Consider the following 12710-nt stretch of genomic DNA (forward strand, 5'->3'; position numbering starts at 1 on the left):
ACCGTGAAGCTTTTTTGCAGCAGAGCGTCACCCTTGTATTTCTCGTTAGTCAGAATGCTTATCACTGTCGCCACTTGCCAGGTTTTTTTCCCGGCTGGAGATGGGATATCCAGATTGCCAAGATGCTTAGCTATGGCTGAAGGCGTTTTACCCTCAAGAAACATTCTGTAAATCAGCCGCACTGTTTCCGCTTCCTTTTCAACGATTTTAGGTAAACCATCCTCACCCTTTTCGTAGCCAAGGAAATGACGATAAGGCATGCTTACTTTCCCATCAGCCATACGTTTGCGTTGGCCCCAGGTTACATTTTCAGAAATTGAACGGCTTTCTTCCTGCGCCAGGCTGGACATAATGGTGATTAAAAGCTCCCCCTTACTGTCCAGCGTGTAAATGTTCTCCTTTTCGAAATAAACCTCAACGCCTTTTTCTTTTAGCTGGCGAACCGTAACCAGAGAGTCAACTGTATTTCTCGCAAAGCGGCTGACTGATTTAGTAACAATCAGATCGATTTTACCGTCCAGTGCGTCGGCAACCATCTGCTTAAACCCATCGCGCTTTTTGGTATTAGTGGCACTGATACCTTCATCGGTGTAGATTCCGGCAAATATCCAATCAGCACGTTCGTTGATGTATTTGGTGTAGTAGTCTACCTGGGCTTCGTAGCTGGTAAGCTGTTCCTCAGAATCTGTTGAAACACGAGCATATGCAGCTACTTTTTTTCTTGCAGCCACACCAGTCGTTTCCGGTGTAAAGCGGTTTATGGTTGGTGGTATGACAGTAACGGCTCGAGCGGGTTTCATTTCAAATCTCCCCTTTGATATGCAAGCGTCCTTTCCCGCGCCTGCTGTTTCTTTTTGTCGTCCCAGCTAGATTTGCGTGACCGGTCTTGCCAGGCGGCTTCAACTTTATGACCGTCTTGAAAAATATAAATTACCTTGTTTGCTTGCGGCACCTGCAGCTGCTTAATCTGGGATCGGAAAACCACCTCATCAAATTCCGCCAGGCCCAACACTTCAGCGGTCAGCGACAATAAGATTGGTTCTGGAATCTGTTTGGCTGGGCAGGCGTCCTTGCCGTAGTGGACGAATGTGGAACAATTCCAGGCTGCATGCCCCTTGTAGGTTACCCGCCGGTAGTTCTTGCCGCAGTGGGGGCAGAAGATTAAGCCTGAAAATGGGTAACGGTTGGCCGGGTTTTTTTTCACATTTCTATTCTCCCGGCGAAGAGCCATAATTTCCTGCGCCTTTTGAAAGGTGAGAGGGTCTATAATCGGCGGATGGGTTCCTTCGGCATAGTACTTTGGCAAGGTTCCCCGGTTATAAATCAGCTTCTTTGACAAGTGGTCGGCTACATACTTTTTCTGAAGCAGCGCGTTGCCAGAATATTTCTCGTTATTTAGGATGGCCAGGACCCGCTTTGCTGTCCACTGTCTGCCGCTGAACGTTCGAGCACCCATTTCCCGCAGCCTGGCAGCAATCCGATCGCAACCCAGGCCTTTTATGTAATCTGCGTAGATTATTCGAACGATTTCGGCCTGTTCCTGATCGATTTCAATTTGACCATGGTTGATTCGATACCCGTACATGAAACGCAGGTTTACAATTTCACCTTGCTGGAACCGCTTGCGAATCCTCCACTTGCAGTTCTCACTAACCGAACGGCTTTCCTCCTGAGCATAGGATGCCAGGATGGTTAGCATAAGTTCGCCATCCCCGCTCATGGAATGAATATTCTGCTCCTCAAAATAAACGTCAACACCGAGCAGTTTTAGTTCCCGCACCGTTTCAAGAAGTGTTACCGTGTTGCGGGCAAAGCGTGATATCGATTTTGTAATGATCAGGTCAATCTTACCATCTTTGCAGTCAGCAATTAGACGCTGAAACTCCGGACGAGTATCTTTGGTTCCTGTCAGTGCCTCGTCGGCGTATACACCAGCATATTCCCAATCCATGCGCTGCTGAATATGGTTGCTGTAATAGCTGACTTGAGCTGCCAGAGAATGTAACATCGCATCTTTTCCGGATGATACGCGGGCATAAGCGGCAACCCGTAATCTAGCAGGGATTGGTGGCACCGAAGGGGATATTTTCGTAACTATCTTTTCCATAATGACCTCCTTTCGCTATGACATATTCGCTCCAAAAGCCCATATTATCAAGCGTTTTGGCGATATATGCTGCGCTCGGAAAGCCCATATTTTTGAGCGATAGTTGCCTCAATTTTCATCAATTCATCTTCTCGGATAATGCCTGCTGCAAGCCATCTATTGAAAACTGCCATGGTGGCTGTATAGTAAATGACTGCTAATGCTTTACTCATGCCGCACCGCCTTCGACCTGCCGTAGCAAGCGCGGGAGCAGTATTTGCGCTTCTTATTTCCATAGCTTTCAAAATCACGGCCACATATAGGGCAGGTAAAAGTATAAATGGCTTTACGGTTAACGGCTTCCGGGTGATCGTTCCACCAGGCCATGCGACATTTATCCGAGCAGAACCGTTTCGGCTTTACTCCAGCGGTCTGGATAAGGGTGGTTCTGCACTGTCGGCAAGAAATTCCGTCCCTCTGAAAGAAGGATTCTCTATTAGCACTACCAAGATTGTTCCTACGGCAGAAGGACTTCACCGTATTTTCCGAAATACCAAGAGCTGTCGATATTCTTGAATAACTAAGGCCGTCCCGTCGCATTTTAATGATTTTCTCTTTTTGCTGTTGATTCATTACAATACCTCCTCCGAAGGCAAACCTTAAAAGCCTTCGGTATAAGCCGCAGGAGGAGCAAGAATCGGACGGTATCAACATATTTCACCGTCATTACCTCCCATCAATATGCGAACAACTAGCGGGAGTCGAACCCCAGCAAAAAGAAAAAACCCGCAGAGCGAGTTGCTCCACGGGCGATTGCTTCAGAATAATAGTATTCAATGTTGTTGAGAAGAAATATATTCAGCCATTCGTTCAATAAGTAGTCTGGCATATTCTCCCTTAATGGTTTTACCCGCAAGGGCATTTTGCAGCCAATACTCAGGGGATTTAAGGAGGCCGTTTCTAACCAGCACCTCCAAAGCTCCTTCCAGACCGTTCTTGCCTTCTTCTATGTATGCTAACCCCAGTTGGGAAAGGATAGCGCCAGATACTGCTTTGACAATTTCATCTCTCTTGCCATCAAACAGTGCATTGTCCTGGCTGTTATCAATAAAGCCTATTTCAATTAGTACTGCAGGAGCCCTGGTTTCTCTTAAGACCTGATAATTAGCAGTTTTAACCCCCCGGTTTACAAAACCGACCCCCACCAGGGAGCTTTGAATTTTTTCAGCCAGCCCCTTTGACTTGGCTCCCGGATTCAAATAAGTGTAAGTTTCTACACCGGCAGCCGTTTCCGGCTTAAAAGCATTACGGTGAAAGGATATGAAGTAATCAAAGCTGCCCATGTTTTCAAAATCACATCTAGCTTTCAGGCTTACACTAACATCAGCCGCCCTGGTCTCATCGATGATTACTCCATGGCGTCTCAACACTGCTGCTACGGCCCTACCCAGGCTCAGCACATCATCGGCTTCTTTCCTTCCTTTATATACTGCACCCGGGTCATTGCCGCCATGACCGTAGTCGAAACATAATCTAGCCATTAATCTTTTCCTCCTTATTCAGCTGGTCCAAAACCAGTTTGAGTTTCTCCGGAATAGGCAGGCCGATCTTGGCTGCGTTTTCCAGAATACTGATCCCTTCGTTAGATAAATAGAAGAAGATGACCGCGGTACGGACAGCACTACCGTTTGTTATTACCTGGGTGTCGATAATGTGGCCCACTGCCACCAGGGCAAAAATCAGCACCTTCTTAAAGATGCCCCTGGCACCGACCTCGCTGGAAAGGCGTTTTTCCAGTATGGCCAACATGACGCCGGTCAGGTAATCGATAACTACAAAGGTAATCAGCGCGTATAAAAAGCCGTCCCAGCCTCCCAAGACCCAGCCCAGCCAGCCGCCAAAGGCTGTTAAGGCGATTTGAAATGAGCTTTTCATTGTTAGTCCTCCTTTTAAAATTGGTAATAAAAAAGAGCCCCAAGGCCCATTCTGAAAAATAACTTTAGCTGCCTATAATTCGCTAGCTGATGCAATCCTGCCTGACACTTCCTTTTATATGTCAGCTGGCACCTGATCAATCGTTCTCCTTCCCGCCAGCACCAATTCAGCCATCAAATCCGGGCTGATCGTGCCGGGAGTTGCTTCCGAAAGTTTGGCTACAGCCTCCATCAGTACCAGGTTGTAATGTTCCAACCTGGCAACTTTTTCATCCAGCGTGATATTACTGCTGCCGTTTACTCTAGCCAGCCATTCGGCAGTAGGCTTTAACTCCAAATGACAGCCTTCTTTAGCGATAACCCGTATAGCTTCATAATTGGATAAATTAAGTTCAGGGTCATGGGCAAAGACAAAATCTTGGCCAGGGGCCACCACAGGTTCAGCCTCGGATGATTGTACGACTAAACCATTAGCTTTGTTATATATCAGAAACATCCAATGTTCCTCCTTTAATCAGCTTTGTCATATTCAATTGAGCAGTTAATACTTCCACCACTCCAGGCAGCTTTGTAATAAACAGTACAAGAAAAACCATTCCTGAAAGGTATCCTTAGATCATTATTGTACCGGCTCAAAGGGAAAGTGCTGGTGTCAATAGTCCCATTTGTATTTAAAAATGCTACAAAGGACGATGTCGTGGTGTTAAAAGACCCATAGGCCGTTCCAAAGTCTGAAAGGACCGACCCATCTACTGTAAGAACAACCCGAATTTGACAGGATGATGATGCCGTGCCACTGATCGCAAACTTGATAAATCTTATTGTTCCGTAACGGTGGAAAATGGAGAGAATGTGGATACGCTGCAAGGAATATCAGGCAGTCCCGGCTTTGTGGAGGGACCGGCACAAATTATTATGAGCGTGCATGATTTTAATAAACTTAAAAAAGGTGATATATTAGTCTGTCCATATACCGACCCAACCTGGACTCCGCTGTTTGGCATGGCAGCGGCAGTGGTTGCCGACACGGGAGGCTCTTTGTCCCATGCCGCCATTGTAGCCAGAGAATATGGTATTCCCGCGGTACTGGGCACAAAAGTGGGCACTTCAAATATAAAAACCGGAGAAATCGTTGTTGTGGATGGTTCGGGAGGGAGGGTATACAAGAAAATGGAAAAACATATGCAAAAATGCATGTAGGGTATTTCATCAAGGCCATCCTATGCTAATATTGATCTCGAAAATACGGCGCTGTTTAAGCAATGTTACGCGAAATTATAAAGTTTGGGGATGATTATATGTCAACAGAAGATAATAAAAAGCTTGTTCAAAAATATATAAATGAAGTCATTAATACCGGGAATGTAGAATGCATTGGCAATTTCATTGCACCAGGTTATGTAGAGATTCATGATGGAAAAAGATACCCTATAGGTATTGAGGGTGCTAAAGAACATATCCTTGGTGTAAGAAAAACGTATCCGGACTTAAAATTAAAAATTGAAAATCAAATTGCTGAAGGAGAATGGGTTGTAACTTGTATCACCGCACGTGGTACACATAAAGGTGTTTGGTTAGACATTAAGCCGACAGGAAAAGTCCTTACCTACACCGGCGTAAATGTTAATAGAATTGTAAACGGGTTAATAGTCGAGCATGGGGGTGCAGCAAATCTATTAGGACCTTTACTTGAAGCTGGCGCAATCAGGGTCGTAAAAAGCAAGCATGCCAATACTGATTAATTTTTAATTATCGAATAACTGTAAGGCAATAAACTAAAGCCGGCTACAGACTTAAAGGGACTTTCCTAACCGGAAAGTCCTTTTCATGTTAAAGTTTTTTTATAATAACGAATTAGATCTTAATATGGAGATAAAATATAAAAAAGAAGGAGGCCCTTAAAATGTTAAGCTTATTTAAAGCAAAGAACGCCAATAAACCACATATACGGGAATTTGACCCTGTAACAGTTCAAAGAATCAAAGAAAGTGCTTACCTTGTAAAAATGATTTCTGAAACCCAGGTTGCCGCCCGAAAATGTGATTTTTATGCCGGCAACGCAATTGATCTAGACGTTAAAATGCTTTTGAGGATGAAGCAAAATTATTACGGCAAGGTGCTCAGACCTTACAGCAATATTATGAATCTTTAACTCTGGAGTGAATTTTATGAAATTTACTGATATGGACATGCTCCAAGATTACGAAAAAGATACCAGAATGGCCGCAATAGCCTATTCTCTATTAGAAACAGAGATAATAGACCCGGATCTACGCAAAATAATGGGTAAGGCCGCTGCTACTGCCGCCAATTCTCAAGGAAAATTTTCGAATTTAATCTTGAGAAAAGGGGATAGACCATAATATTGTGTCAACCCCAGTTTAAAACTGAACAAAATCTTTTACATCCTCATACTCATTGGCAACGTGAAAAGGTATACATTTACGATGGCTAGAATAATCAGCAACATCGCGTAGGTTGAAAAGGTGAGCAGGGTTTTATTGGTTCCGCTATAATTAAAACCGCTTATTTTATAGGCTGTAAACAGTGATGCCAATAAACCCAGGGCAATTAAAACAAATTGCATCACCTGTATTGTTCCGTCAGCTACCAGGGCTGCGGAACCACCTTCATATCCCGGTTTAAACATTGCTATGGCCGTAGGTTATGGTGAAGGTAACCGTATAACTTGTGGTGCCGGTAATACCTTCGATAAAAGTTTGCGCTTTTGGCCATATATCCAACATGGTTATATTCTGCACGAAAACAATACCCAGGATAATTATGGCCAGGAACGACTCCTCGATGCGAGGTTTTTTAATAAACCACAGTTCCCTGGACGGCACCCGGGCCTGAATTGTAACCGAATTGTTGGGGCAGACCTTAACACAATTTCCGCATAAGTTGCACTTGGCGCTGGAATCCATAATACCCGGCATTTCAAACATTGGACATCCTGCTAACTTATCTTTACCTTTATAACAAAACTTGTCTTTACATTTACCGCATATTGTACTGTCTGCCCTGAGCTCCAATGCTCCGGCCCGGGAGTAGTTGCCAGCGAGTCCCCCTAAAAAGCACAAATATCGGCACCATGTCCTGCGTTCGAAAAAAGCCCCGGAAATAACAACCCCAGTGCCCAGCATCAAAAGCAGCAAACCCGAACCCACAGGGGACCCCACTATACCAAATACATGGTCCGCCCATGTAATAAGAATAAAAATGGCGTCAATGATCCAAATTCCGTACTTTTTTAAAAAAGACGGTACCGGACGGTTGTGGCCAACCCACTTTTGGACTATGTCATGCAAAGTCGCAAATGGGCAAACCGCGCACCAGAACCTTCCCAGCAACAGGAACACCAGTGGAATAACCGGCCACCAGAGCACCCAGGTCATGGCGGTGCCGAAGTTGTCGTGAGCGGAAGAAGGCCCATAAAATAATTGGTATATTATAACTGCAAAGATAGAAGCCGTAGGCCATTGCAATATGGCAGGAAAAAGTTTGCTTTTGAAGATTGATTTTATCATTGGTACCTCCAGCAGGTTGCGTCCGGCCATCACTTACACCCCCGGCCCATTTCTTTTTAATAATGCTGCAGCGGCAATGATTAAAGCGTTAAGTCCCGCGAAACTGCCAACCACTTCATTTTTATATGGTTCCAAACCGCCGGTGCGCGAAACAGCTCCATGACTGGTATCATCATGACCACCTTCATCTGAATGCGGGGTCCTATCCAGTTCCAAATCATGTTTTTGCGGCACATGATTCATTTCGTGCATATCCATAACCTCGCCGGTATGAACATCACCATGAGAAATTCCGTGGCCCATGTGGTCTTCTGCTGCATAAACGGTTAAAGGAAACAAAAATAAAAAGAGAATAACTGTCGGGATTAATAGCCTTTGATGTCTCAATGCTCCTCACGCTCCATGCTTAATTTAGCGGTTACCCCCGGATTACTTGGATCCGGTTTTTGTCCCCTTCCTCATGAAATTAGACTTAATCTTGAAAATTATAATTAATAAATTTCACAAAAACTTAACGGAAATGTCACATTTGTGTCACAGAAAGAACCGGGCATTAAATACCTCACGATTCTCCTGCTCAAAGAATCAAATAGGGTAACGCCGCAGTAATTTACTGCAACGTTACCCTACTCACAGAGACGTACGTACGGGCCTCATAACGGCTCCTGATAAACCTCAGTCACTTTACTCATAAAAGTGATGCCAAATCCCGGAAAATATAAATCTTAATAATTTTATTGCTCAGACTATTGGGTTCTATTCAGTGCCAAAAGCCTGTGCCCAGGTATCAATCATTGCGTGCAATTTTTCATGTACTCCATGCCCTACGACATTCTCTTCATGCCGCTCGAAATGTTCATACAGAAGATTCTGTTCTTGCTCATCCATCACTTTATCCGCCATCACGAAAAGTACATTGTTTTCCTTCTCAATATGCTGGCGCAACAGATCGCGGTATAGCACAGCAGCGTTATTGAATTCCTCAATACTTTTTTCATCAAGACTGCGGCTCATCTGTTCGATATATTCTCTGCCCTGGGCGTGTTCATGCAGCATTATGCCAACGGGACCACCTTCGTTGGGAATTCCTCTCTTAACAAGTTCCTTGAATAGGAAATCCTCCTCCTTGCCATGATGGCATTTGTCTACGAATATTTTAAGAAAATGGACCACCTCACCGTAATATTGAAGCAAGGTCTCAGACTCGTTGTTTCCGGACTGCATCATCTTATCGAGTATCTGCAGAACATAAAGGATGGCGCCGTGCTCCTTTCGTAGATCCTGTGTTGCTTTTCCCATTTTTAAGATCCTCCTTTTAGTCTATTATCCGGCAAATTTAATATATTCTATCACACAGCACCAAGAAATCTATGGACTGGCACAATTATAGCGCACACCTTTGACAAAATAGAGTCAAGGAGATGCGCTACCTGTCTGCATCATATGCTTTGGAGGTATCAATACCTATCGTACCTGCTTTTTCATCCCAGGTCACACTGAAATCAAGCGCTTTGGCAATGTCCCGGAGCTTGAAATAGTTATACCCGCCTATGTTAAACGCAGCAAGCTGAGTCTCACGGCCGTTCAGATATGTTCTTGAGCTGGTTGTCACTGCTGCCTTTGGGATGGGCATTTCTGATACGGAAAGTTCTCCGCCGACGGGTGTGTACGCCTTATTTGCCGTGAGGCTGAAAGCGTTGTTTGCCCCGTTCCAACTTACTTCAAACTGTTTTTCGGTACCATTTATCGCCATGGCGATATCTCTCAGTTTGAAGTAGTTGTTGTTATTGATGGTATACGCCTCAAGAGTCATTGCTTTCCCGTTCATTAAGACCTTGGCGGCGGCGGACTTCACCGCATAGGAGGGCGCTTTGGCCTTATTCATAGCTTCCGTTGTTATAGATGAAGCAAGCGGCAGGTTTAATTGTGAGGGCGCTTTGACCTGATTCATAGCTTCCCTCGGGAAGGGAGATGAATAGATGTTGCCCAGGTTTATTCCGTCACCCCATGCCCATAAACTGCCGTCGGCTTTGACAGCGTAATTGGTGTGCTGCTTTGAGGAAACATAAACGACATCCTCCAATATTTTTTCGGGCGTGTAATTATATCCTTTGTTTCCTTCGAAACCTCTTACCCCCTGCCCCCATGCCCACAGGCTGCCGTCCTTTTTCACGACAAGGCTGTGACAGGTGCCTGCGGCGGCCGACACTACATCCTCCATGATCTTTACAGGCGCAAGGCTGTCTTGATTCGTACCGTCACCCAATCCGCCTCCGTAGTTGCTTCCCCATGCCCAGAGTGAACCGTCCTTTTTCACCGCCAGGGTATGAAAAGTACCCTGTGCAGCTGAAACTACATCTTCCATAACTTTAACGGGCTTAGTATGTGCCTTGGTTGTCCCGTCGCCAATTTCGCCAGAAGCGTTGTCTCCCCACATAAAGAGGCCTCCGTCCGCTTTTAACGCCAGTACGTTCGACCCTCCCGCCGAGACAAGTACAACATTGTCCATCACTTTGACGGGCGCGGGCTGTGACACCGTACCGTCGCCGATCAGATACTCACCGCTTTTCCCATCGCCCCCGAAGGCCCAAAGCGTTCTGTCATTCTTGATGACATAGGAATAAACACCGTTTGCCGCGACCGAAGCAGCGCCGTCCATGATTTTTATCGGCGTATCGCTGTAATATTCCTTGACGGAGCCGTTCATATAAGATGTTTGGCCCTCCCGGCTTAAGCCGAGCTGCCCATGCGTATTGCTGCCCCATCCGAAAAGACTCCCGTCGGATTTCACAGCCAGGCTATGCATTGACCCGGCTGCCACGGATACTGCACCATCCATGATTTTAACAGGTGTGGTAAGGTTATCGGGGGTAGCGCTGCCAAGCTGATACTGATAGTTATATCCCCAGCCCCAAAGCGTACCGTCGTTCATTACTGCAAGGCTGTGGCCGGATCCCCCGGTTGAAACGGGGATACTTATTACGGAAACTGCCGCTTGGGCTGTGCAGGATAACGAAAAAAACAGAGCCGCGCCTACCAGAAGTGATATTAATTTTTTCCCCATCATGTAAATACCTCCATTAGATCAGGTTTGGCCTAAAAAACGGGTCAATACCTGAATTTCTAATCTGTAACGCGAACTGCCAGCATATTTGTCGTTATAGAATTTCCGACACAATCGCTTATCTCTACAGATACAGGATCATAAACTCCCGTGGCTGCCGTGCCTGTAATTGTGCCGTCAGGATTGAGAGTAAGCCCGGCCGGCATAGCGCCCGAAGCGAGAGTGAACGTATATGGGCCGCCCGCGCCACCGGACGCATCGATTCTATTGTCTTCTCTCGACAGGAAAAATTCTATTTCTGTGACGAAGTCGGTTGTTATCTCGGGATAGACATTCACGGTGATGGTTTTGGTCGTCGTGCCGGCAGCATTGGTTGCAGTGAGCGTAACTGTATACGTGCCTTCATCGAGGCCGTCTCCCAGAATGGTCAGCGTATTCCCGGTCAAGGTAACCTTTTCTGGATCAAGTTCAGGCGGGATGCTGCACGTCGGCGGTTCCGAGTTGCCGTCGAAGGTATACTCCTGATCAATACGGTCGAAGCCTTGCAAAACGTTGATCGTATCCGGCCCGGTAATTGTCGGCAGAGTCTCCGCCGGGCTCACGTTCACGGTAATGGTTTTGGTTCTCGTGCCTTCCGAATTGGTTGCATAAAGCGTAACTACATACGAGCCGGCACCGAGACCCCCCGGAATGGTCAGCGTATTCCCCGAGAAGGTTGCACCGGCTGTATTGGGTTCAGTATCGCTGATGCCGTAGGTCGGCGCCGGGTAGCCGCCGAAGGTATATGCCTGATAAACGCTGTCGCTGACAGTCAAAAGGTTGATGGTATCCGGCCCAGTAATATACGGCCAGCTAGGTAGCGGTATGTGTACCGACGAACCACCCGATGTCTCTGCACGTAAACCCCACCATGCGTAGAGCGTCATGTCCTCCGTCACTTTATCGTTGGTGAAATCCCATTTCTTCACCATTTTATCGTTTGCCAAAAGGTTAACGGTTCCAAACTCCATTAAGCCTCCTTGCGGGGCAGTAAACCAGCCTAGAAATTGCCTATCGCTCATAGAAGGATCCACCGGTCTGGCCACTGCGCTATCGTGCCTGACGGTGACGCTTTCCGGCTTCGGGCTGCCGCCGTTCGGGTCAAAGTTTACCGTGAATGTTTCCGGCTTCACCACTACAGATGCGGTCTTGACGATATCGTATGCTGACTTCTCTCGGCTAGCTGTTTCAATGTTCACCCCGCTGCCATTCCCGCCTGCGGAGGTGGCGGGTGCTAGCCCGCTAGCATAGGTTACAATGGCTGTTCCGGCTTTTTTGCCCGTCACAACGCCGTTCTGGTCTATGGATGCGACGGTATTGTCGTCAACCGACCAGCTTCCGAACCTTGAGCCTTTGTAGCCGGCGTCAAAAGTAACAGCCAGGCTGCCTGTTTCGCCAGTATACACCGTCAATGGGTCCGGAGCGATTTTAAAAGCAGGGATGACTGTAACATTGCAATCGTGGCTTATGCCGGTAGCGGTATTGGTGAATGTAACCGTGGCGGTGCCGGGCTTGAGGCCGGTCACTTTCGCTCCGATAGTGCCGGGTATGGTATGTTTCGGGTTAATAGTTATGGGCTCGGTGTTGCTTTCTTCCACCGAGACGATGGTACTGTCGGCAACCGACCACGTTCCGGACCTTTCTCCCGTATAACTGTCGTCGTATTGCACAACAAGTCCAACCGTATCACCATTGTTGATCTTCAATGTGTCCGGTGTGATTTTTGGTGCGATGTCAATTAAATTTTGGATCGATACCTCAAGGGGGGAACTGGAATAAGATATATTACCAGTGCTCTCAACGCTCTGCACATAATACTCACATTGGTCGGAAAGGCCAAAGCCGCGGTCGATATAACTCGTATCAGTAGTCCGGGCGATTTCCTGCGGATCAAGAAAATATACACCCCATGTACGACGGGTGATCTTTTGGTAGATGATATATTCCTTAATCGGAACGTAAGGGCTATTGCCTTTTCCTCTATAAGCTTTCCTGGGTTGTGGTGCCGACCAGCTAAGTTTTAAATCGACTTTGGAGGTTGTTTGATTCACCGGAAC

General features: G+C 46.5%; 15 protein-coding genes and 1 pseudogene. 4 read left to right on the forward strand and 12 right to left on the reverse strand.

From position 1 onward, the window contains the following. The 7 genes from B2633_RS13010 to B2633_RS13040 form a co-directional block, all read right to left on the reverse strand. Positions 1-800: recombinase family protein (locus B2633_RS13010; protein WP_483171137.1), on the reverse strand; the 800-nt coding region annotated here is incomplete at its 3' end. After that, on the reverse strand, positions 797-2107 hold the full coding sequence (locus B2633_RS13015; RefSeq protein WP_483171138.1) for a recombinase family protein: 1311 nt from the start codon (positions 2105-2107) through the stop codon (positions 797-799). The genes B2633_RS13015 and B2633_RS13010, both read right to left, overlap by 4 nt. Positions 2108-2154: 47 nt before the next feature. Beyond that, positions 2155-2319, reverse strand: a complete 165-nt coding sequence (locus tag B2633_RS13020; RefSeq protein ID WP_483171139.1) for an SHOCT domain-containing protein — start codon at positions 2317-2319, stop codon at positions 2155-2157. Further along, complete coding sequence (locus B2633_RS13025) at positions 2312-2719, reverse strand: sigma factor-like helix-turn-helix DNA-binding protein (RefSeq protein ID WP_483171140.1); 408 nt, start codon at positions 2717-2719, stop codon at positions 2312-2314. Before B2633_RS13025 ends, B2633_RS13020 begins: the two co-directional genes overlap by 8 nt. 200 nt (positions 2720-2919) lie before the next feature. Then, positions 2920-3627, reverse strand: a complete 708-nt coding sequence (locus tag B2633_RS13030; RefSeq protein WP_483171141.1) for an N-acetylmuramoyl-L-alanine amidase family protein — start codon at positions 3625-3627, stop codon at positions 2920-2922. Continuing rightward, a complete protein-coding gene (locus B2633_RS13035; RefSeq protein WP_240082754.1) occupies positions 3620-4021 on the reverse strand; it encodes a phage holin family protein in 402 nt (133 codons plus the stop codon). The genes B2633_RS13030 and B2633_RS13035 overlap by 8 nt, the downstream gene beginning before the upstream one ends. Positions 4022-4135: 114 nt before the next feature. Next, the gene (locus tag B2633_RS13040) at positions 4136-4516 is read right to left on the reverse strand and encodes a hypothetical protein (RefSeq protein WP_483171143.1); all 381 of its coding nucleotides are present in this window, start codon (positions 4514-4516) and stop codon (positions 4136-4138) included. Between the two features lie 338 nt (positions 4517-4854). Here B2633_RS13040 and B2633_RS13045 point away from each other — a divergent pair, with 338 nt between their 5' ends. The 4 genes from B2633_RS13045 (at position 4855) to B2633_RS13060 (ending at position 6383) form a co-directional block, all read left to right on the forward strand. Next, entirely contained in the window at positions 4855-5220 is a 366-nt protein-coding gene (locus B2633_RS13045) for a PEP-utilizing enzyme (RefSeq protein WP_483171144.1), read from the forward strand. Between the two features lie 98 nt (positions 5221-5318). After that, positions 5319-5762 (forward strand): ester cyclase, encoded by a 444-nt coding sequence (locus tag B2633_RS13050; RefSeq protein ID WP_483171146.1) that lies wholly within the window; start codon positions 5319-5321, stop codon positions 5760-5762. Positions 5763-5923: 161 nt separating this feature from the next. Then, positions 5924-6172 carry a hypothetical protein gene (locus tag B2633_RS13055; RefSeq protein WP_483171148.1) on the forward strand — a complete coding sequence of 83 codons (249 nt, stop codon included), beginning with the start codon at positions 5924-5926 and terminating at the stop codon, positions 6170-6172. 16 nt (positions 6173-6188) lie between these two features. Continuing rightward, the gene (locus tag B2633_RS13060; protein WP_483171150.1) at positions 6189-6383 is read left to right on the forward strand and encodes a hypothetical protein; all 195 of its coding nucleotides are present in this window, start codon (positions 6189-6191) and stop codon (positions 6381-6383) included. A gap of 38 nt (positions 6384-6421) precedes the next feature. Here B2633_RS13060 and B2633_RS13065 read toward each other — a convergent pair. The 5 genes and pseudogenes from B2633_RS13065 to B2633_RS13085 form a co-directional block, all read right to left on the reverse strand. Beyond that, positions 6422-7580: pseudogene (locus B2633_RS13065) on the reverse strand (4Fe-4S binding protein). 3 nt (positions 7581-7583) lie between these two features. Next, positions 7584-7853 carry a hypothetical protein gene (locus tag B2633_RS13070; protein WP_483171151.1) on the reverse strand — a complete coding sequence of 90 codons (270 nt, stop codon included), beginning with the start codon at positions 7851-7853 and terminating at the stop codon, positions 7584-7586. A gap of 453 nt (positions 7854-8306) precedes the next feature. Then, positions 8307-8849 (reverse strand): hemerythrin domain-containing protein, encoded by a 543-nt coding sequence (locus B2633_RS13075; protein ID WP_483171153.1) that lies wholly within the window; start codon positions 8847-8849, stop codon positions 8307-8309. A 127-nt stretch (positions 8850-8976) separates the two neighbouring features. Beyond that, positions 8977-10617, reverse strand: coding sequence for an RCC1 domain-containing protein (locus tag B2633_RS13080; protein WP_483171154.1), 1641 nt, complete (start codon positions 10615-10617; stop codon positions 8977-8979). Positions 10618-10673: 56 nt separating this feature from the next. Then, on the reverse strand, positions 10674-12710 hold a 2037-nt coding region (locus B2633_RS13085), incomplete at its 5' end, for an InlB B-repeat-containing protein (protein WP_483171156.1).

Origin of the sequence: Syntrophomonas sp. UBA1041 (assembly GCF_002316705.1) — a bacterium.
Lineage (GTDB): Bacteria > Bacillota > Syntrophomonadia > Syntrophomonadales > Syntrophomonadaceae > DTU019.